The following is a 20,054-nucleotide window of genomic DNA, read 5'->3' on the forward strand; positions in this document are numbered from 1 at the left end:
GTCCGCGGGGGCTTCGGTGACCGTCGTCCCGCCGCTCGTGCCCGCGACCGGCGGGTACGCCGCGGCGGCGCCTCCGCCCCCCGCGCCCCCCACCCCCCTGGAGTTCGTCGACGGAGCCCGCGAAGCCCTGCTGGCCGGCGCCATGCGGGCGGACACCGCACGCGTCGCGCACTCGGTCTCGGACTTCTTCGGCGACCGCTCCGAGGCGGCCCGCCGGCTGCACGGCGCCCTGCTCGCCCCGGAGGACGTACCCGATCCGCCGCTCACGGAGGAGAGCCTGCCGTTCGTCCGCGTCGAACTGGCGATCCTCCGCGCCCTGTCCGGGCCCTATCTGCGCCGCGCCCACCGGATCAGCACCGCCCTGTCGGGCGGTCCGCCGGGAGAGTCGCTCATGCCCGGCACCGCGCGATTGGTCCACGATATCCGCGATACCCCCGTACATCCCGACACGGACGGCTCTCCCATGACCGAGGACACCACCACCCGTCAGCCTGAGCGCGAGGAAGGGGGCGTCCAGCGGGCCCCGGTCCCGCACCCCTCCGGCACGCCGACCCCGGCCTCCGGCACCCCGATCCCCGCCTCCGCCACCGGGTCGATCCCGGTCCCGGCCCGGCCGCGTCCCTCCGTACCCGCCGTCTGGGGCAACGTCCCCCCGATCAACCCCAACTTCGTGGGCCGGGAGGACCTGCTCACGCAGATCCGGGACCAGCTGCTGACCGGCGACACCTCGGCCGTGCTCCCGCACACCCTGCACGGCATGGGCGGCGTCGGGAAGTCGCAGATCGCCATCGAGTACGTCTACCGGTACGCCGCCGACTACGACGTCGTCTGGTGGATCCCCTCCGAGCAGCCGACGATGATCCTCACCGCCCTCACCGAACTCGCCCAGCGGATGGGCCTGAACGTGGGCGACGAGGCCAACCGGGCCGTCCCCGCCGTCCGCGAGGCGCTGCGCCGCGGCGAGCCGTACGACCGCTGGCTGCTGGTCTTCGACAACGCGGAGAACGTGGAGGCCGTGCGCCCCTACTTCCCCACCGGCGGCACCGGGAAGATCCTCATCACCTCCCGCAACCAGGAGTGGGACCGGGTCGCCCGCACCCTCTCCGTGGACGTCTTCACCCGCGAGGAGAGCAAGGCGCTGCTCCGCCGCCGCGCCCGCGACCTCAGCGACTCCGACGCCGACCGGCTGGCCGAGGCCCTCGGCGACCTGCCGCTCGCCATCGAGCAGGCGGCGGCCTGGCAGGCCGTCACCGGCATGACCGTCCCCGACTACCTGCGGCTGATCAACGAGAAGATCGCCGAGCTGATGCTCGAACTCGTCCCCTCCCCCGACTACCCGATGTCGGTGGCCGCCGCCTGGGACGTCTCGCTGCGCCAGCTGGAGCAGCGCAACCCGTCCGCGCTCCAACTCCTCCAGGTCTGCTCCTTCTTCGCCCCCGAGCCGATCTCCCGCTCGCTCTTCAACAACGCGCGGACCACCACCATCGCCCCCGAACTCGACGAGGCCCTGCGGCACCCGATCAAACTCGGCCGCGCCATCCGCGAGATCAACATCTACGCCCTGGCCCGGATCGAGCACCGGCACGACACCATCCAGCTGCACCGCCTGGTCCAGGCCGTGCTGGTCAACCGCATGTCCCCGCAGCAGCAGGCCGACATGCGGCACGGCGCCCATCTGCTGCTCGCCGACGCCAACCCCGGCGGCCCCAGCACCCGCGCGCTCTGGCCGCGCTACCAGGAGCTGCTGCCGCACGTGGTGGTCTCCCGGACCGTCGAGTGCGAGTCCCCGTGGGCGCGCCGCCTCATCCGCGAGATGGCCGAGTTCCTGTACGCCTGGGGCGACCACGCGGGCTCCGCCCGGATGGCCCGCGAGGCGCTGGAGATCTGGACGGAGAAGTTCGGCGCCGAGGACCAGCTCACGCTGGAGATGGCGAAGTGGCTGGCCTTCATCCTCCGGGTGCTCGGCGAGTACGAGGAGGCCGCGGCGATGATGGAGCACACCGCCGACGTCTACCTGCGGACCGCGGGCGAGGACGACGAGGGCACCCTCGACGCCCTCATCCAGCACACCAGCGGGCTGCGGCTGCGGGCCGAGATGGCCCGGGGCCTGGAGATCAACCGGCAGGTGTACGACCGCGCGCTGCGGGCCTTCGGCGAGGACGACCCGGCCACCCTCCGCGCCGCCCACAGCCTCGGCGTCGGCCTGCGGCTCATGGGCCTCTACCGGGAGGCCCGGGAGTACGACACGGAGACCGCCCGGCTGCGCGCGCTCGCCCTCGGCGACGACCACGTCGAGACCCTGAACACCCTCGTCGGCCTGGCCATCGACATCCGCGAGACCGGCGACTACCTGGAGGCCGTCGCCCACCTGGAGGACGTCTACAGCCGCTACCTCACCACCTTCGGCGAGGACAACCACCGCACCCTCGGCTGCGCCCGCGTCCTCTCCGTCTCCCGGCGCCGCGCGGGCGACCACGAGGGGGCGCTGGCACTGTGCGAGATGGCCTGGTCGACGTTCGAGGGCCGGTACGGCGCCGACCACCCGGACGCGGTGGCCTGCGCCGCCAACCTCGTGGTGGACCTGCGCCAGGACGGGCAGCTGCGCCGGTCCCGGGAGCTGGGCGAGGCGACGCTGGGGCGGTACGCGGCGCAGCTCGGCGCCGGCCACCCGTACACCCTCTCCGCCCGGGTCAACCTGGCGATCACCCTGCGCCACCTGGGCGACCTGGACGCCGCCCGGAACCACGTCGAGGTGGCGTGGCCGGGACTGCGGGAGTCGCTGGGCGGCGACCACGTCCTCACCCTGACGGCGGCGATCGGCGTCGCCAGCCAGTACGCGGCCGACGGACGGCACGAGGAGGCCCTGGAGCTGGACCGGCGGACCCTGGAGGCGCTGGCCCGCGACTTCGGCGAGGACCACCCGACGACGCTGGCCTGCGCGACCAACGTGGTCCTGGACCTGCGGGCGCTGGACCGGGCAGCGGAGGCCACCGCCCTGCACACCGACACCCTGGCGGCCTTCCGCAGCCGGCTCGGCGAGGACCACCCGGCGACCGCGGCCTCCGCCGCCGGCCGGCGGGCCGACGTCGACATCGCGCCCGTCCCCTTCTAGGCCGGGCGGGGCGGTTCCGCCGTGCTGCCGTGCCGCCGTCAGGGTGTGGCCTCCGCGTCGGCGGCGACCGGTGGCGCGGAGCCCTGCCCGGGCCGGCCGGCCGGCACCTTCCCGCCGGCCGCCGGGAAGGGCGGCGTCGCGTCCGGGTGGCGCAGCACCCGGATCAGCGGCCCGGTGGCGGCCGTGGTCAGCAGCGCCATCACGACCAGCAGCGCGTAGAGCCGGGGGCCGATCACCCCGGCCTGGAGGCCGACGTTGAGCACGATCAGCTCGGTCAGGCCCCGGGTGTTGAGCAGGACGCCGATCAGCAGGGCGTCCCGCCAGGGCCGGCGGGCGGCGCGCGCCGAGACCGCCCCCGCCCCCACCTTGCCCACCACCGCCGCGGCACAGATCACCGCGAGGACCAGCAGGTCGGAGGCGCGCAGCCCGCCGAGCACCACGGCCGTCCCGGAGATCGCGAAGAACATCGGCAGCAGCAGCCCGCCGATGTCCTGGAGCGGGCCGAGGAGCCGGGCGTCCGGGGAGCCGTCGGGCAGCCGGGGCATGACGAGCCCGGCGAGCAGCGCGCCGAAGATGACGTGCAGGCCGAGCGCGCTGGTGGCCCAGGCGGAGGCGAGGGCGAGGGTGACGGCGAGCGGGACGCGGCCCGCCGCGCCGCCCGGCCGCCGGAACCAGCGGGCCAGCAGGGGCCGTACGGCGAGGAGCATGACCAGGACGTAGCCGGCCAGCAGGACGGCCTTGACCGCCCACGCGCGGGCCGAGCCGTGCGCGCCGCCGACCAGGACGACGGCGAGCACCGGCCAGCTCAGGGCGTCGATGACACCGGCCGCGGCCATGGCGATGGTGCCCGGTCCGGTCCGGGCGATCCCCTGGTCCCTGATGATGCTGGCCAGGACCGGCACGGCCGTGATGGAGAGCGCGACCGCCATGTAGAGGACGAAGGTGGAGTCGACCGGGCGGCCGCCGTTGACCTCGCGGAAGGCTTCCGGGAGGGCCAGGACGATGCCGGCGCCGAGCAGCATGGGGAGGGCGAAACCGGTCACCGAGACGGCGGTGACGGCCTTCTGGTGGCGGAGCAGCCCGAGGTCGAGCTCGTAGCCGACGGCGAAGAGGAAGAAGACCAGGGCGACTTGGGCCAGCGAGGTGAGGACGGGCTGGATCTGCTCCGGGAAGAGCTTCTCGTACACCCCGCCGGGGAGCAGGCCGAGCAGGCTCGGGCCGAGCGCGATCCCCGCGAACAGCTGGCCGATGACGGGGGGTTGGCCGAGCCTCCGGGCCAGTGCGCCGGCGGCGTGGGAGGCCGCGATCACCACGGCGAGAGCCGCGACGACATGCGTGACGACGGAGTCCATGCTCACCGGCACACCCCTTCCGGGGCGTGCGCGGCCGTGCGCCACTCCCCTGCTCAGTGTAGGCGCCGGGGCAGCAAGTGCCCTATCGTGAAAGGCATTTGGCGTATGCCACCGCGGACGGGGGTCAGCAGTGACGACGGTGCTTCTCGTACACGGCACGGGGGTGCGCGAGCCCGGGTACTCCGAGGGTCTGGAGCGGGTGCGGGCCGGACTGGGGCCGGCCCGGCCCGACGTCACCGTGACTCCCTGCTACTGGGGCGGACGGGCGGGCTCCGCGCTGCGCTCCGGGGGCCTGTCGGTGCCGGGGTACGGGACCGGGCGCGACGTCGCGGACCCGGGCGCCCGGGGGACGGACGGCGGCGCCGACGAGGACGTCGAGCTGTGGGGGCTGCTCTATCTCGATCCCCTGCTCGAACTGCGGCTGCTCGCCGCGGAGTCCGGCGGCCGTACGGAGCTGGCGCCGGGCGCCGTGCCGCCCGGCGAGGCGCTCGCCGCGGCGGCCCTGGCGCTCGGCGGGGACGAGCCGCTGCGGGGACTGCTCGACTCAGCCGGGATCGGCGGGGAGTTCGCCGCCGCGGTGGCCGCCGTCGTCACCTCGCCGGACGGCCGGGACTTCCTGCGCTCGCCCGCCGCCGCCGCCGGACCGGACGTCCTGGCCCGGGCGTTCGCCGCCGAGGCGGTACGCCGCCGCACCGACCGCGGCGGATCCGCGGCGGCCTTCGACGGGACCGCCCGCGACGGGGCCGTCGAGCGGATCACCGCCCTGCTCACCGCCGCCCTCCCCGGCGCCGGCAGCCACCGGGGACCGGTGACCCGGGGGGTGAAGCGGCTCGCCGGGCGGCTGGCGCTCGGCCTGGCCTCCGCGCAGGCGGTGAAGCGGCGGTCCGCCCTCACCGACGCCGCCCACCCGGCGGCCGGCGACGTCCTGCTCTATCTGGCCCGGGGCGGCGCGATCCGCGAGATCGTGGCGGAGGCGGTGCGGGCCGCCGAACCGCCGGTGGTGCTCCTCGCGCACAGCCTCGGCGGCATCGCCTGCCTGGACCTGCTGGTGGAACGGGCGCTGCCGGAGGTCGAACTGCTGGTGACGGTCGGCTCGCAGGCGCCGTTCCTGTACGAGCTGGGGGCGCTGCCGAGCCTGGAGCACGGCCGGCCGCTGCCCGCCCACGTACCGCGCTGGATCAACGTGTACGACCCCCGGGACCTGCTCGGCTACGTCGGCGCCGGGGTCTTCCCCGGGCGGGTCGAGGACGTCGCCGTGGACGGCCGGCAGCCATTCCCGCTCGCGCACAGCGCCTACTGGGGCAATCCCGAGCTGTACCGGCTCCTCGCGGCGGAGCTGCCGTGACCGGGGCGCGCCCGGAGCGGACCCACGCGGTCGTCGTCGGCGCGGAGCGGTACGCGGCCGGCCCGTCCTGGGACCTGCCGGGGCCCGCCGCCGACGCCCGCCGCTTCACCGCCTGGCTGCGCGGGCGCGGGGTGCCCGCGGCGCACATCTCGCTGCTCCTGGCACCGCTGCCGGGGGCGGGCGGGCCGGAGGTGGACGTACCGGAGGGGCCCGCCGGGCGGGAGGCCGTGCAGGAGGTGCTGACCCGGCGGCTGCCCGCCCTGGAGGGCGACCTGCTGTGGGTGTTCTGGGGCGGGCACGGGGTCACCGACCCGCAGGGGCACCGGCGGCTCTTCTACGCGGACGCCGGGCCGGACGACCGGCGCAACCTCGACCTGGACGCCTGGCTGACCGCCTTCTCCACCGACCTCGTGCCCGGCTTCCGGCGGCAGATCTGGCTGGTGGACTCCTGCCAGACCTTCGTCGAGGACCTGATGCTCGCCCGCTCGCTGCCCCAGGAACTCCCGCCCGGCGGCGACCGGTTGCCGGGCCGGGAGCAGTTCGTGCTGCTGGCCTCCGGGCGGGGGCAGCGGGCGGCCAACGATCCGGTGCGGCAGACGGGGGCGTTCTCCCGGGCCGTGCTGGCGGCGCTGGCCGCGCCGGACGGCGCGGGCGCCTGGCCGCCGGACATGGCGGCGCTCGCGGACACCGTGCTGCGGGAGTTCACCGGCGGCGGCCAGCGGCCGACCTCGCTCTGGCACCGGTCCTGGGCGGGCGACGAGCACCGCTTCGACGGCTCCCCCGGCCCGGCCGCGCCCGCCGCGCCGGCCGTGCCCGCGCCGCGGCGGGCCGTGGAGGAGCCGGTGACGGACGCGGGCCTGGCCCAGCTGATCGGCCTGCTGGCCGGCTGGCCGGGCATGACGGACCAGAACCAGCGGCAGCTCGTCCTCGGGATGCTCCCCGCCGACCTGGCCGGGTCCGTCCCCCGACACGGGGCGGCCCGGCCCGACATCATCAGCATCGTGCGGAGCTGCCGGCGCCATCCGGGCGGCCTGCGGGCCCTCGTCGACGCCCTCACCCTGCTCGAACCGGGCTCGCGGGAGCAGCTCCTGCTCGCGGAGTGGGCGGAGTGCTGGCTGGGGCCCGAACCAGGGGGCGCACCCGCCTGATCACGCCCTTCCGGAACCCCCTGGGCTGCGTCATCATGAAAGGCCAACGGGGTTCAGGGCAGGGCAAGGGGGATGTCGATGCACACGTCCGACGCCTACACGGGGCCGGAGCGCACGGCACACGAGCACACGGCACACGCGCACACGGAAGCGGAGCGGACGGCGCCCGCGTACCTGGGATCGGAGCTGGTCGATCTCAGCGACGTCCCGCTGTCCGCCCTCAGGTCCCGGCATCCGCGGCTGCACGCGGGTTCGCTGGAGCGGCTGCTCCGCCAGGTCGAGCGGCCGCGGGTGAACTTCGCCGGCGGGTCCGAGCCGCCCAAGCGGTTCGACTGACGGTCCGCCGGGAGGAGATCCGTGCAGACCGACGCAGGTCACCAGCCCGCCCGTGCCGCGCACCATCTCATCCCCTCGGCGCACTTCGACGCCCTGGCCGCCGGCCGGGGCGGCCCGGACACCGTCCGCTTCCTGCGGACGACCGAGTACAGCAGGCGGCTCCTGCTGCTCCGGGCGCTGCTCGACACGGCGGCGCGGACGCCCGGCGCGCTGGGGCCGCTGCCGTCCGTGGACAGCGCGTGGGCGGCGCTGACGGCCGCCCAGGAGGCGGCCCCGGAGGAGTTCCGGGAGCTGCTGCTCCATCCGCAGGTGGGCAGCTGGCTCGGCCACGGGCTGCGCCGGCTGCGGCACACCGCGTGGGGCGACGGGCCGCTCTGGGCCGACCTCGGGCAGGTGTACGCGCTCTGCGCCGCCGCCGCGCTGCGCGCCGGACTGCCGCTGTCCGCCACCGTGCCGCTGCGGGACGGTGCCGTGATGTTCCCGGGGCTCGGGCTGGCGGTGCTGCCGGGGCGACCGGCCCTGGGGACGGCGGAGGTGGCGGTGGCGGCGGGCCGGCTGACGGTCGAGCCGCACCGGGAGGCGGTGGGCCCGCCCGCCGCGCCGGGGGGTGACGCCCCGGGCTGGCTGGCGCTGCGCGGGCTGCACGCGCGCGTGGCGGGGCGGCCGGTGAGCTGCCGCCTGGACGATGTCGATCCCTACCGTGACCTGGGGGACCCGCTGCCGCCGGCCCGGCTCGCCCCGGAGGCGGCGGCCGACTGGCAGGAGGGGTTCGAGGGGGCCGTCGAGGTCCTGGAGGCGTGCGACCCGGAGGCGGCGGCGGCCCTCGTGGTGGGGTTACGGAGCCTGACGCCGGTGGACCCGTCGCCGACCGGGGTGGTGCTCAGCGCCTCGTCCGGCGACGCCTTCGGCGGTCTGCTGACCTCGCTGCCGCCGGACCCGGTGACCTTCGCGGTCACCCTGGTCCACGAGTTCCAGCACACCAAACTGGGCGCGCTGCTGCACCTGCTGACGCTGGAGCGGGACGGCGGCGAGGAGCGGCACCACGCCCCCTGGCGCGACGACCCGCGTCCGCTGAGCGGTCTGCTCCAGGGGGCGTACGCCTTCCTCGGCATCACCGACTTCTGGTCCCGCCGGCTGGACCGGATCCCGCCCGCCGAACGGGCCCCGGCCGAGTTCGAGTTCGCGCTCAGCCGACGGCAGACGCGGGAGGCGGTCGGGACCCTCGCCGCCGACCCCGCGCTCACCGCGCACGGGCGCCGTTTCGTGGCCGGCATGCGCGCCCGGCTGGACGCCTGGGAGACCGACGCCCGGGTCCGTCCGGAGGTCGACGCGTGGGCCGCGCTCGCCGCCGCCGACCACCGCGCCGAGTGGCGCATCCGGCATCTGGCGCCCGCGCCCGCCGACGTCCGGGCCCTGGCCGGGGCGTATCTCTCCGCCGTCCCGCCCCACCGGGTCGCGGCGCCCGCGCTCGCCCCGGATCCGACCGCCCGCTGGTCCCACACCCGCGTCCGGCTGATCCGCCACCTGCTGGACCCGTCCCCGGCGGGCGAGCCGCCCGCCCCGGCCGCGGACCACGCCCTGCTGGCCGGCGACCCCGCGGCCGCGACGGCCTACGCCCGGCTGCTGGCCGAGGACCCCGAGTCCCCGGCGGCGTGGACGGGCCTGGTCCTCGCCGTCACCACGGCCGCCCCGAAGGCCCGCGGCCTCCTCGACCGCCCGGAACTCCTCCGCCCCCTCCACCGGGAACTCCGCACGACCTCGCCCGACGCCCTCGCCCACTGGCTCGCGACCGCGCTGTGACGGGCCGGGACGTCCCGTGGCGGGGCGCCGTCAGGCGCTGAGGGCCTCGCGCAGGTGCTCGGCGAACTCCGCGGGGTGGGTGGTCAGGCCGGTGTGCCCGCCGGGGAAGTGCCGGAGCTCCACGCCGATCCGGTCGGCCAGGAACGCGGCCGTACGGTAGGGCAGTTCGCCGCGCGAATCCTCGCCGCCGACGAGCACGAGCCGGCCGGAGAGTGCTTCCAGCCGGTCGGCGTCCGGGGTGTGGGCCATGAAGCTCGGCACGATGCGCCCGACGAAGTACGGCAGGTCGGCCATGGTCCGTTCCAGCCGCGCGGCCGCCCGCGGCGGCAGTTCGGTGACGGTCCTCGGCCCGGCGGTGTCGTCCTCGCCCTCCTTCCGCAGCCCCTCGGCGAACACGCCCATCGCCGGCATGAGCCCCTGGGTCCTCAGCGTCTCCCGCACCCGGGCGACGAGGGCGCGGTGCACGGCGGCGTCCGGCAGGACCTCCACCACCGGCGGCTCGTGCGCGACGACCCGCTCGACGCGGTCGGGGCGGGTGGTGAGCAGGTGGAGCGCGGTGATCGCCCCCGAGCTGGCGCCGAACACCCGGGCGGGCTCGCCGGGCGACAGCTCGTCCAGCAGCCGCAGGGCGTCGTCGGCGTGCTCGGCCACCCGCTGCTCGGCCTCGGGGTCGTCCAGGGGGCTGCCGCCCATGCCGCGCGGGTCGTAGGAGACGACGGTGTGGTCGGCGGCGAACGCGTCGGCGACCTCCTCGACGGCGGCCGCGCCGCCCGCACCGCCGGGGATCAGCAGCAGGAGCGGGCCCCGGCCGCGCACCTCGTAGCGCAGGGTCGCGCCGGGCACGCGCAGGCTTCCGACGGTGGGCTCGGTCATCAGGAGTCTCCTTCTCGGGCGGTCGGCCAGTGCTCCAGGAGGGTGTGCAGGGCGTCGAGGGCGCGCTCCCAGGACTGCTGCGGCGTGCGCGCGTGGGCGAAGCCGCCCGCCGCCTCCAGGGCGACGAAGCCGTGGAAGGTGCTGCGCAGCAGCCGGACGGCGTCGGTCAGATCGGGCTCGGACAGCCGGTAGCCGCGCAGCATCCCGTACGTCAGCTCCACCGCGCGGCGCGGCCCCGGCGCCTCGGCCGCGAGCCGCGGGTCGATCTCGATCGCGGCCTGCGTCGCCGCGTAACGCCCCGGGTGCTCGTGGGCGTACGCGCGCCAGGCGTCGGCGAACGCCACCAGCGCGTCCTTCCCCGACAGCCCGGCCGTCGCCTCCGCGATGCGGATGGTCTTCTCGTCCGCCGCCAGCAGCGCGATCCGGCCGCGCAGGTCCTCCAGATTCCGCACATGCGCGTACAAGCTCGCGTCCTTCACCCCCAGCCGCCGCGCCACCCGCGCCATCGACACCCCCTCGAACCCGACCTCGTCCGCCACCTCACCCCCCGCGACGGTCACCCGCTCCGCCGTCAACCCGGCCCGCACCATCACCCTCACCCCTTCCTAGGACCCCTAGCCTAAACCTAGGACTCCTAGTTCCGCCACGCCAGACCCCGCGCGAACCACCCGGGTGCGGCCACCGAACGACGATTCCTCCCGATATGGCGACGCTTCAGACTGCCGGGACACGGGTCGGATGCGGTCCGTTCCGACGCTGCCCGTCGCCGACCACCCGCAGCGGTTCCGGCGCGCGCTCGTGATCCCGGCGGACAGCGCGGTCCGCGTCGCCTTCCGCGCGGACCGAGGCGTCCGGGTGGCTCCGGGCGTGTCGCTGCCGTGATGCGCGTCACGGCGGGTGCACCGTGGAAGCAAGAAGCCCGTGATCGCAGAGAAACCTTCCTGCGGCCACGGGCTGTGGTGGGGCGGGTGGGACTCGAACCCACGGCCGACGGATTATGAGTCCGCTGCTCTAACCGGCTGAGCTACCGCCCCTCGCGTCGACGCGCGTACAAGTGTGCGCGCCGTCCTGCCGCAGCATAGCCGCTCATACGATCTCCTGCTCCGGATGATCGGCACGACCGGGTCTGCTCGACCATGAAGACCGCGGCGGGGAACGGATGGTTCCCGGGAACGCGAAAAAGGACCCCTGAGGGTCCTTTTTCGATCTGCTCCCCCGACTGGACTCGAACCAGTAACCCTCCGGTTAACAGCCGAATGCTCTGCCAATTGAGCTACAGGGGATCGCGCTCCCCCGACTGGACTCGAACCAGTAACCTGCCGGTTAACAGCCGGCTGCTCTGCCAATTGAGCTACAGGGGATTGCTGCGGTGCACCGAACGGTCCTGCCCCGGTTGTCCCGGGCGGCGGGCGCTCGCTGCGAGACATACATTAGCGCAAGCAGGGGGGTGCTCCGCCAATCGGTATCCCCAGGACATCCCCAGGGCCCACCAGGGAAGGATCGCAGCGTGCGGTACAAGCTGACGTTCGTCGCGGGTCTCGCGCTCGGTTACGTGATCGGAACGCGCGCCGGGCGCGAGCGGTACGAGCGGATGAAGAAGGCCGCCAAGGACTTCGCGCAGAACCCGGCCGTGCGGAACGCGGCCGAGTCCGCCGCGCAGACCGGCCGGCAGTACGCCGGGAAGGCCGCGCACGTGGTCGGCGACAAGGTGGGCGACCACCTGCCGTCCTCCGTCACCGACCGGGTGTCCGCCCTGCGCGGACGCGCCCACGCCAACGGGCAGGTCAGCGAGGACGACGACTGGGGCACCAGCAACACCTGACCCGTCCCGGCCCCGCGTGCGGCAGAATCGGGTGTCATGGGGATAGTCGCCGGACTCGACAGCTCTTCGGACGCCACGCGCATCGTCGTCTGTGACACGGACACGGGCGCCGTACTGAGGCAGGGGCATGCCCCGCACCCGGTCGACGCCAAGGCCACCGACGTCGACCCGCAGGCATGGCTGCTCTCGCTCGGGGAGGCCGCGACCGGCGGTCTCCTCGAAGGCGTGGAGGCCATCGGCGTGTGCGCGCAGGCGCACGGCGTCGTGCCGCTCGACGCCCAGGGCGGCCTGGTGCGGCCCGCGCTGGTCGGCAACGACAAGCGGGCCCAGGTCGCCGCCGCCGACCTCGTCGACGCGCTCGGCGGGCGCGACGCCTGGGCCGAGGCCGTCGGCGCCGTCCCCCAGTCCGGCCTGCCGATCGCGAAGCTGCGCTGGCTGGCCCGCACCGAACCCGAGAACGCGCGGCGGACCGCCGCCGTCCTCCAGCCGCACGACTGGCTGGTCTGGCAGCTCCTCGGCCGGCCCGCCCGCCGCACCACCGACCGCGGCGCCGCCTCCGGCACCGGCTACTGGTCCGCCCGCACCGGCGCCTACCGCCCCGACCTCGTCGAGCTGGCGCTCGGGCAGGGCGTCGCGCTGCCCGAGGTGCTCGGTCCCGCCGAGCCCGCCGGCACCACCCCCGAGGGGCTGCTGATCTCCGCCGGCACCGGCGAGACCATGGCCGCCGCCTTCGGGCTCGGGCTCGGCGCCGGCGACGCCGTCGTCTCGCTCGGCGCCTCCGGCTCCGTCATGGCCGTCCACCACCAGGCCCTGGACCGGCCGGGCGCCGCCGTCACCTCGTACGCCGACGCCACCGGCATGCACCTGCCGGTCGTCTCCGTCACCAACGCGGTCCGGACCCTGCGCGGCACCGCCGAGATGCTGGGCGCGGAGTCGCTGGACGAACTCTCCGCGCTGGCCCTGAAGTCCACCCCCGGCTCCTCCGGTCTGGTGCTCCTCCCCTACCTGGAGGGCGAGCGGACCCCGCACCTGCCGCACACCGCCGGCACCCTCACCGGGCTGCGCCGCGAGGCGATGAAGCCCGAGCACCTGGCGCGGGCCGCCTTCGAGGGCATGCTGTGCGGCCTCGGCGACGCCCTGGACGTGGTGCGCGGCCGGGGCGTCGAGGTCCGGCGGATCTTCCTGCTCGGCGCGGCCGCCGCGCTGCCCGCCGTCCAGGCCCTGGCGCCCGCGCTGTTCGGCGCGCAGGTCGTCGTCCCCCAGCCGGCCGACTACGCGGCGCTGGGCGCGGCCCGGCAGGCCGCCTGGGCGCTGGGCGTGGCCCGCGGGACGCTCGCGCCGTCCGCTCCCCCGGCCTGGCAGGGCGCCGCCGCGCAGATCCTGGAGCCGGGCGACGAGCTGGCGGTGGGCCAGGCGGTGCGCCAGCAGTACGTGGCGGCGCGGGAGCAGATCCACCCGGGGGCGTTCGACGCCTGACACGCGCGAAAGGCGGTCGTAACGGTCCCGGCCTGAGGGCGATAGTGGGAACCGTGCTCATAAGACTTCTCCGAACCCATCTGCGGCCCTATCGAAAACCCATCGCCCTGCTCGTCCTGCTCCAGTTCCTGGCGACCTGCGCGAGCCTCTACCTGCCCACCCTGAACGCCGACATCATCGACGAGGGCGTCGTCAACGGGGACACGGGCTACATCCTGCGGTTCGGCGCGCTGATGATCGGCGTGTCCGTGGCGCAGGTGCTGTGCAACATCGGGGCCGTGTACTACGGCGCGCGGACCGCCGCCGCGGTCGGCCGGGACGTGCGCGCCGCCGTCTACGACCGGGTGCAGTCCTTCTCGGCGCGCGAGTTCGGGCAGTTCGGCGCGCCGTCGCTGATCACCCGGACGACGAACGACGTCCAGCAGGTCCAGATGCTGGTCCTGATGGCGTTCACCCTGATGGTCTCCGCGCCCATCATGTGCGTCGGCGGCATCGTGATGGCCCTCGGCCAGGACGTGCCGCTCTCCGGTGTGCTGCTCGCCGTGGTGCCGGTGCTCGGCATCTCGGTGTCGCTGATCGTGAAGCGGATGCGGCCGCTCTTCCGGACCATGCAGGAGCGCCTCGACACGGTGAACCGGGTGCTGCGCGAGCAGATCACCGGCAACCGGGTGATCCGCGCCTTCGTGAAGGACGGGTACGAGGAGGAGCGCTTCCGGGGCTCCAACGGCGAGCTGACCGACGTGTCGATGGCGACCGGCCGGCTGATGGCGCTGATGTTCCCGACGGTGATGACGGTCGTGAACGTGTCCAGCGTGGCCGTGGTCTGGTTCGGCGCGCACCGCATCGACAGCGGCGGGATGGAGATCGGCGCGCTGACCGCCTTCCTCGCCTATCTGATGCAGATCGTGATGGCGGTCATGATGGCCACCTTCATGTTCATGATGGTGCCGCGGGCCGAGGTCTGCGCCGAGCGGATCGAGGAGGTCCTGGGGACCTCGACGAGCGTGGTGCCGCCGGCCGAGCCGGTGACGGCCCTGGAGCGGCGCGGGCACCTGGAGGTCAGGGCGGCGGACTTCCGCTACCCGGGCGCCGAGGAGTCCGTGCTCCGGGACGTGGAGCTGGTGGCGCGGCCCGGTGAGACCACCGCGATCATCGGCTCGACCGGCTCCGGCAAGTCGACCCTGCTGGGCCTGGTGCCGCGGCTGTTCGACGTGACCGGCGGCGAGGTCCTGGTCGACGGGGTGGACGTGCGGAGGCTGGACCCGTCGCTGATGGCGCGGACGGTCGGGCTCGTCCCGCAGAAGCCGTACCTGTTCTCGGGGACGGTGGCGTCGAACCTGCGGTACGGCAATCCGGACGCGACCGACGAGGAGCTGTGGCACGCCCTGGAGGTGGCGCAGGCGGCCGACTTCGTCCGGACGCTGGAGCGCGGCCTGGAGGCGCCGGTGGCGCAGGGCGGCACCAATGTGTCGGGCGGTCAGCGGCAGCGGCTGGCGATCGCGCGGACGCTGGTGCAGCGGCCGGAGATCTACCTCTTCGACGACTCGTTCTCCGCGCTCGACTACGAGACGGACGCCCGGCTGCGGGCGGCGCTCGCGGAGGAGACCTCGGACGCGACCGTGGTGATCGTCGCCCAGCGGGTGTCGACCATCCGGGACGCCGACCGGATCGTGGTCCTCGACGAGGGCCGGGTCGTCGGCACCGGGCGCCACCACGAGCTGATGGCGGGGAACGAGACGTACCGGGAGATCGTGCTCTCCCAGCTGACCGAGGCGGAGGCAGCCTGATGGCCGGTCCTGGCGGACGCATGATGGCCGGGGGCGCCCCGGGTGAGCGGTCGATGGACTTCAAGGGGTCGTCGAAGCGGCTGCTGAGGCAGCTGGCGCCGGAGCGGACCGCGCTCTGGACGATGCTGCTCGCCGGCGTGCTGTCGGTGGCGGGCGCGGTGATCGGCCCCAAGATCCTCGGCCGGGCGACCGACCTGGTCTTCGCCGGCGTGGTCGGGCGGCAGATGCCCGAGGGCGTGACGAAGGCGCAGGCCCTGGAGAAGCTGCGGGCGGACGGCGACGGCGGGATGGCCGACATGCTGTCCGGGGTCGGCTTCACGCCCGGGCGGGGCATCGACTTCGGCGCGGTCGGCGAGGTGCTGCTGCTCGCGCTGGCGGTGTACGTGGCGGCGGGGCTGCTGATGCTGGTCTCCACCCGGATGTCGATCAAGGTGATCAACCGGACCGTGTACCGGATGCGCGAGGACGTCCAGACGAAGCTGGCGCGGCTGCCGCTGTCCTACTTCGACCGGGCCAAGCGCGGCGAGGTGCTGTCCCGGGCGACCAACGACATCGACAACATCTCGCAGACGCTCCAGCAGTCGATGGGCCAGCTCATCAACTCGCTGCTGACGATCGTCGGCGTGCTGGCGATGATGTTCTGGATCTCGCCGCTGCTCGCCCTGGTGGCGCTGGTGACGGTGCCGGTGTCGGTGGTGGTCGCGGCGCGGATCGGCAAGCGCTCGCAGCCGCACTTCGTGCAGCAGTGGAAGTCCACGGGCGCGCTCAACGCGCACGTGGAGGAGATGTACACCGGGCACACGCTGGTGAAGGTCTTCGGCCGGCAGGACGAGGCCGCGAAGGGCTTCCGGGAGCAGAACGAGGCGCTGTACGAGGCCGGTTTCCGGGCGCAGTTCAACAGCGGCGTCATGCAGCCGGTGATGTTCTTCGTCTCGAACCTCAACTACGTCCTGGTGGCGGTGGTCGGCGGTCTGCGGGTGGCGAGCGGCACGCTCTCCATCGGTGACGTGCAGGCGTTCATCCAGTACTCGCGCCAGTTCTCGATGCCGCTGACGCAGGTGGCGTCGATGGCGAACCTGGTGCAGTCGGGCATCGCCTCGGCGGAGCGGATCTTCGAGCTGCTCGACGCGGAGGAGCAGGAGCCGGACGCGCCGGTCTCCGAGAAGCCGCGCGACTTCAAGGGCAAGGTGGCCCTGGAGCACGTCTCCTTCCGCTACGAGGCCGACAAGCCGCTCATCGAGGACCTGTCGCTCACCGTGGAGCCGGGCCAGACGGTCGCGATCGTCGGTCCGACGGGCGCCGGCAAGACGACGCTGGTCAACCTCCTCATGCGGTTCTACGAGGTGACCGGCGGCCGGATCACGCTGGACGGCACGGACATCGCGTCGATGTCCCGGGAGGAGCTGCGGGCCGGGATCGGCATGGTCCTCCAGGACACCTGGCTCTTCGGCGGGACGATCGCCGACAACATCGCGTACGGCGCCACCCGCGAGGTGACCCGGGCGGAGGTCGAGGAGGCCGCGCGGGCGGCCCACGCCGACCGGTTCGTCCGCACCCTGCCGGAGGGGTACGACACGGTGGTCGACGACGACGGGGCGGCGGTCAGCGCGGGCGAGAAGCAGCTGATCACCATCGCCCGGGCGTTCCTGTCGGACCCGGTGATCCTGGTCCTCGACGAGGCGACCAGCTCGGTGGACACCCGGACCGAGGTGCTGATCCAGAAGGCGATGGCCCGGCTGGCCCAGGGCCGTACCTCCTTCGTGATCGCGCACCGGCTCTCCACCATCCGGGACGCGGACGTGATCCTGGTGATGGAGAACGGCTCGATCGTGGAGCAGGGCACGCACGAGGAGCTGCTGGTCGCGGGCGGGGCCTACGCCCGGCTGTACGCGGCGCAGTTCGCGGAGGCGGTCGCCGAGGTCGACTGACCGGGCGAGCGTGCGCAGGGCCCGTGCCGGACGTCGGCGCGGGCCCTGGGCCTAGTCCAGGTAGCCGCGCAGCTGGTCGGCGTAGGCGTGGTCGCGGAGTTTGGAGAGGGTCTTGGACTCGATCTGGCGGATGCGTTCGCGGGTGACGCCGAAGAGCCGGCCTATCTCCTCCAGGGTGCGGGGGCGGCCGTCGTCGAGGCCGTAGCGGAGCTGGACGACCTTGCGCTCGCGCTCGCCGAGGGTGGAGAGGACGTCCTCCAGGTGGCGGCGGAGCAGCAGGAAGGCGGCGGACTCGACGGGTGAGGCGGCGTCGCCGTCCTCGATGAGGTCGCCGAGGTCGACGTCCTCCTCCTCGCCGACGGGGGTGTGGAGGGAGACGGGTTCCTGGGCGAGCCGGAGGACGTCGAGGACCCGTTCGGGGGTGAGGTCGAGGTGGGCGGCGACCTCCTCGGCGGTGGGCTCGGAGCCGCGTTCCTGGAGCAGGTGGCGCTGGACGCGGATGACCCGGTTGATGAGTTCGACGACGTGGACGGGGACGCGGATGGTCCGGGCCTGGTCGGCGAGGGCCCGGGACATCGCCTGGCGGATCCACCAGGTGGCGTAGGTGGAGAACTTGTAGCCGCGGGCGTAGTCGAACTTCTCGACGGCCCGGATGAGGCCGAGGTTGCCCTCCTGGACGAGGTCGAGCATGGTCAGGCCGCGGCCGACGTACCGCTTGGCGACGGAGACGACGAGCCGCAGGTTGGCCTCGATCAGCCTCCGCTTGGCGATCCGGCCGAGGACGACGAGCCGGTCGAGGTCGTACGCGAGCTGCGAGTCGAGGTCCGGGGTGCGGGCCAGCTTCTCCTCGGCGAAGAGGCCGGCCTCGACCCGGCGGGCCAGTTCGACCTCCTCCTCGGCGGTGAGGAGGGGGATGCGGCCGATCTCGCGGAGGTACTGGCGGAAGAGGTCGGCGGAGGGGCCGTTGCCGCCGGTGTCGGCGGTGCGGCGCCGCTGGGCCGGGACCTCGGGGAGTTCGGGGAGCGGGGGGAGTTCGTCCGGGTCGGTGGTCTGGATCTCGGTCTGCACGGTGGGCGACCTCCAGGAAGGGCGGAACGGCTCCGTCACCCAGCCCAGTGTGGGGTACGACACATCGCCGCCACGAGGGGCGTGCGGTGACTTTTTGGTGACCCTGGGTCAGAGGGCGGCTGCGCCGTGCGACTGCAGGGCCACTTTGTACTGCTGGAGGACGTACAGCTCCTGCTGTGCCGCGGTCACCTGTTCCGGGTTCGTGTGCCCGAGCCGCTTCAGCGCGGCGTTGAGCTGATCGATGCGGCGGTCCACCGCGCGGAGCCGGACTGCGACCAGCTGGTTGGCCGCGTAGACCTCGTCCACCCCCTTGGCCACGAGGATCCCCTCCACGACGAGCTCGCGCACGAGGGCGCGGACCGTGTCGTTGGGTGAGGCTTCGAGGACGGCGTCCACGTAGTCGGCGGGGGCGCCGTCGGCGCCGCCCGCGTCCTGGATGCACTGCCGCACGGCGGCGTACGGCGGTGCGGTGAACTCGTCCACCCCGTACGCGTCGAAGAAGGGGGAGACCAGTTCGGGCCGTTGCAGCGCGAGCTTGAGGAGTTCCCGCTCGGTGCGGTGGGCGGCGCTGCGGAGGTTGAGCGCGGGCCCGGCGGGGGCGGTGGGGGCCTGTACGTCGTCGTACGAGCGCTGCCGCCGCGCGGGCTGCGGGGGACCCCCCTTGCCGCGCTGCCACTGGGCGATCTGGCTGATCCGCCGGACGACGAACTGGTCCTCCATGATGCCGAGCAGGCCCGCGAGCTTGACCGCGACCCGCTGGCGTACCGACAGGTCCTTCAGCTTCGCAACGATCGGGGCGGCCTCGTCCAGGGCGGCGGCCTGCCCCGCCGGGGTGTCCAGGTCGTAGCGGTTCACGATCTGGCGGAGGGCGAACTCGAAGAGCGGGGTGCGGGGCTCGACCAGGTCGGCGACGGCGTCGTCGCCCTTGGCGAGGCGCAGCTCGCAGGGGTCCATGCCGTCGGGGGCGATGGCGATGTACGTCTCGGCAGCGAACTTCTGGTCGTCCTCGAAGGCGCGCAGGGCGGCCTTCTGGCCGGCGGCGTCGCCGTCGAAGGTGAAGATCACGCGGGCCGAGCCGTTGTCCATGAGGAGCCGGCGGAGGATCTTGATGTGCTCGCCGCCGAAGGCGGTGCCGCAGGTGGCGATGGCGGTGGTGACGCCGGCCAGGTGGCAGGCCATGACGTCGGTGTAGCCCTCGACGACGACGGCCCGGCTGGTCTTGGCGATCTCCTTCTTGGCGAGGTCGATGCCGTAGAGGACCTGGGACTTCTTGTAGACCGGGGTCTCGGGGGTGTTGAGGTACTTGGGGCCGTTGTCGTCGTCGCGGAGGCGGCGGGCACCGAAGCCGACGATCTCGCCGCCGACGTCCCGGATCGGCCACATGAGGCGGCCGCGGAAGCGGTCGATGGGGCCGCGGCGGCCTTCCTGGGAGAGGCCGGAGACGATCAGTTCCTTGTCGGAGAAGCCCTTGCCGCGCAGGAAGCGGGTGAGGTGGTCCCAGCCGGCCGGGGAGTAGCCGACGCCGAAGTGCTCGGCGGCGGCCTGGTCGAAGCCGCGCTCGGCGAGGAAGCGGCGGCCGATCTCGGCCTCGGGGGAGGCGAGTTGGCCGGCGTAGTACTCGGCGGCGATCTTGTGGGCCTCGATCAGGCGGATGCGCTCGCCGCGCTGGTGGCCGGGGTTGTAGCCGCCCTCCTCGTAGCGGAGGGTGATGCCGGCCTTGGCGGCGAGCCGTTCGACCGTCTCCGAGAAGGAGAGGTGGTCGATCTTCATCACGAAGGCGATGGTGTCGCCGCCCTCCTGGCAGCCGAAGCAGTGGAAGAGTCCCTTGCTGGGGCTGACCTGGAAGGAGGGCGACTTCTCGTCGTGGAAGGGGCAGAGTCCCTTGAGGTTCCCGCCGCCGGCGTTGCGGAGCTGGAGGTACTCGGACACCACGGAGTCGATCGGGACCGCGTCCCGGACCGCCTTCACGTCGTCATCGTTGATCCTGCCTGCCACGCGTAGAGTCTA

At 73.9% G+C, this 20,054-nt stretch carries 15 protein-coding genes and 3 tRNA genes; 10 read left to right on the forward strand and 8 right to left on the reverse strand.

Going from position 1 to position 20,054, the window contains the following annotated elements; translation table 11 throughout:
- On the forward strand, positions 1-3,112 hold a 3,112-nt coding region (fxsT, locus tag ACFW1I_RS09825), incomplete at its 5' end, for an FxSxx-COOH system tetratricopeptide repeat protein (RefSeq protein ID WP_384668115.1).
- Positions 3,113-3,150: 38 nt separating this feature from the next.
- Here fxsT and ACFW1I_RS09830 read toward each other — a convergent pair.
- Positions 3,151-4,464, reverse strand: coding sequence for a cation:proton antiporter (locus tag ACFW1I_RS09830; RefSeq protein WP_384668292.1), 1,314 nt, complete (start codon positions 4,462-4,464; stop codon positions 3,151-3,153).
- A 130-nt stretch (positions 4,465-4,594) separates the two neighbouring features.
- Between ACFW1I_RS09830 and ACFW1I_RS09835 the strand changes: the two genes are divergently transcribed.
- From ACFW1I_RS09835 to ACFW1I_RS09850, 4 genes are all read left to right on the forward strand, one after another.
- Entirely contained in the window at positions 4,595-5,809 is a 1,215-nt protein-coding gene (locus ACFW1I_RS09835) for a hypothetical protein (RefSeq protein ID WP_384668117.1), read from the forward strand.
- On the forward strand, positions 5,806-6,957 hold the full coding sequence (locus ACFW1I_RS09840; RefSeq protein WP_384668120.1) for a caspase family protein: 1,152 nt from the start codon (positions 5,806-5,808) through the stop codon (positions 6,955-6,957). The genes ACFW1I_RS09835 and ACFW1I_RS09840 overlap by 4 nt, the downstream gene beginning before the upstream one ends.
- Before the next feature lie 78 nt (positions 6,958-7,035).
- Positions 7,036-7,293, forward strand: coding sequence for a hypothetical protein (locus ACFW1I_RS09845; protein WP_384668122.1), 258 nt, complete (start codon positions 7,036-7,038; stop codon positions 7,291-7,293).
- Between the two features lie 21 nt (positions 7,294-7,314).
- On the forward strand, positions 7,315-9,093 hold the full coding sequence (locus ACFW1I_RS09850) for an HEXXH motif domain-containing protein (RefSeq protein WP_384668124.1): 1,779 nt from the start codon (positions 7,315-7,317) through the stop codon (positions 9,091-9,093).
- Between the two features lie 30 nt (positions 9,094-9,123).
- Here the strand turns inward: ACFW1I_RS09850 and ACFW1I_RS09855 are convergent, their stop codons facing one another.
- Positions 9,124-9,966, reverse strand: coding sequence for an alpha/beta fold hydrolase (locus ACFW1I_RS09855; RefSeq protein ID WP_384668126.1), 843 nt, complete (start codon positions 9,964-9,966; stop codon positions 9,124-9,126).
- Positions 9,966-10,556, reverse strand: coding sequence for a TetR/AcrR family transcriptional regulator (locus tag ACFW1I_RS09860; protein WP_384668294.1), 591 nt, complete (start codon positions 10,554-10,556; stop codon positions 9,966-9,968). Before ACFW1I_RS09860 ends, ACFW1I_RS09855 begins: the two co-directional genes overlap by 1 nt.
- 148 nt (positions 10,557-10,704) lie before the next feature.
- On the opposite strand from ACFW1I_RS09860, the gene ACFW1I_RS09865 reads away from it, so the two are divergent.
- Positions 10,705-10,848 (forward strand): hypothetical protein, encoded by a 144-nt coding sequence (locus ACFW1I_RS09865; protein ID WP_384668127.1) that lies wholly within the window; start codon positions 10,705-10,707, stop codon positions 10,846-10,848.
- Between the two features lie 75 nt (positions 10,849-10,923).
- Here the strand turns inward: ACFW1I_RS09865 and ACFW1I_RS09870 are convergent.
- From ACFW1I_RS09870 to ACFW1I_RS09880, 3 genes are all read right to left on the reverse strand, one after another.
- Positions 10,924-11,000, reverse strand: a tRNA-Ile gene (locus ACFW1I_RS09870).
- 176 nt (positions 11,001-11,176) lie between these two features.
- Positions 11,177-11,249 (reverse strand) — tRNA-Asn (locus ACFW1I_RS09875).
- A gap of 5 nt (positions 11,250-11,254) precedes the next feature.
- Positions 11,255-11,327 (reverse strand) — tRNA-Asn (locus tag ACFW1I_RS09880).
- Positions 11,328-11,473: 146 nt separating this feature from the next.
- Between ACFW1I_RS09880 and ACFW1I_RS09885 the strand changes: the two genes are divergently transcribed.
- The 4 genes from ACFW1I_RS09885 to ACFW1I_RS09900 are packed head-to-tail and all read left to right on the forward strand — an operon-like array spanning position 11,474 to position 16,979.
- The gene (locus tag ACFW1I_RS09885; protein WP_384668129.1) at positions 11,474-11,788 is read left to right on the forward strand and encodes a YtxH domain-containing protein; all 315 of its coding nucleotides are present in this window, start codon (positions 11,474-11,476) and stop codon (positions 11,786-11,788) included.
- Between the two features lie 36 nt (positions 11,789-11,824).
- Positions 11,825-13,264, forward strand: coding sequence for an FGGY family carbohydrate kinase (locus tag ACFW1I_RS09890; RefSeq protein WP_384668131.1), 1,440 nt, complete (start codon positions 11,825-11,827; stop codon positions 13,262-13,264).
- Between the two features lie 53 nt (positions 13,265-13,317).
- Entirely contained in the window at positions 13,318-15,051 is a 1,734-nt protein-coding gene (locus ACFW1I_RS09895) for an ABC transporter ATP-binding protein (RefSeq protein ID WP_384668133.1), read from the forward strand.
- Positions 15,051-16,979 (forward strand): ABC transporter ATP-binding protein, encoded by a 1,929-nt coding sequence (locus tag ACFW1I_RS09900; RefSeq protein ID WP_384668136.1) that lies wholly within the window; start codon positions 15,051-15,053, stop codon positions 16,977-16,979. Before ACFW1I_RS09895 ends, ACFW1I_RS09900 begins: the two co-directional genes overlap by 1 nt.
- A 51-nt stretch (positions 16,980-17,030) precedes the next feature.
- Here the strand turns inward: ACFW1I_RS09900 and ACFW1I_RS09905 are convergent, their stop codons facing one another.
- Together ACFW1I_RS09905 and dnaG are read right to left on the reverse strand one after the other, a co-directional pair.
- Positions 17,031-18,047: an RNA polymerase sigma factor gene (locus tag ACFW1I_RS09905; RefSeq protein ID WP_384668139.1), complete on the reverse strand. Its 1,017-nt coding sequence runs from the start codon at positions 18,045-18,047 to the stop codon at positions 17,031-17,033.
- Between the two features lie 108 nt (positions 18,048-18,155).
- Positions 18,156-20,042: a DNA primase gene (dnaG, locus tag ACFW1I_RS09910; protein ID WP_384668141.1), complete on the reverse strand. Its 1,887-nt coding sequence runs from the start codon at positions 20,040-20,042 to the stop codon at positions 18,156-18,158.
- Positions 20,043-20,054 lie beyond the last annotated feature (12 nt).

Source organism: Streptomyces sp. NPDC058955, assembly GCF_042741435.1.
GTDB lineage: Bacteria > Actinomycetota > Actinomycetes > Streptomycetales > Streptomycetaceae > Streptomyces.

Coding starts and splice junctions, on each gene's coding strand:
- ACFW1I_RS09845 (WP_384668122.1), top strand. CDS start 7,036: ATGCACACGTCCGACGCCTACACGGGGCCGGAGCGCACGGCACACGAG.
- ACFW1I_RS09830 (WP_384668292.1), bottom strand. CDS start 4,464: ATGGACTCCGTCGTCACGCATGTCGTCGCGGCTCTCGCCGTGGTGATC.
- ACFW1I_RS09900 (WP_384668136.1), top strand. CDS start 15,051: ATGGCCGGTCCTGGCGGACGCATGATGGCCGGGGGCGCCCCGGGTGAG.
- ACFW1I_RS09860 (WP_384668294.1), bottom strand. CDS start 10,556: ATGGTGCGGGCCGGGTTGACGGCGGAGCGGGTGACCGTCGCGGGGGGT.
- ACFW1I_RS09865 (WP_384668127.1), top strand. CDS start 10,705: ATGCGGTCCGTTCCGACGCTGCCCGTCGCCGACCACCCGCAGCGGTTC.
- ACFW1I_RS09890 (WP_384668131.1), top strand. CDS start 11,825: ATGGGGATAGTCGCCGGACTCGACAGCTCTTCGGACGCCACGCGCATC.
- ACFW1I_RS09855 (WP_384668126.1), bottom strand. CDS start 9,966: ATGACCGAGCCCACCGTCGGAAGCCTGCGCGTGCCCGGCGCGACCCTG.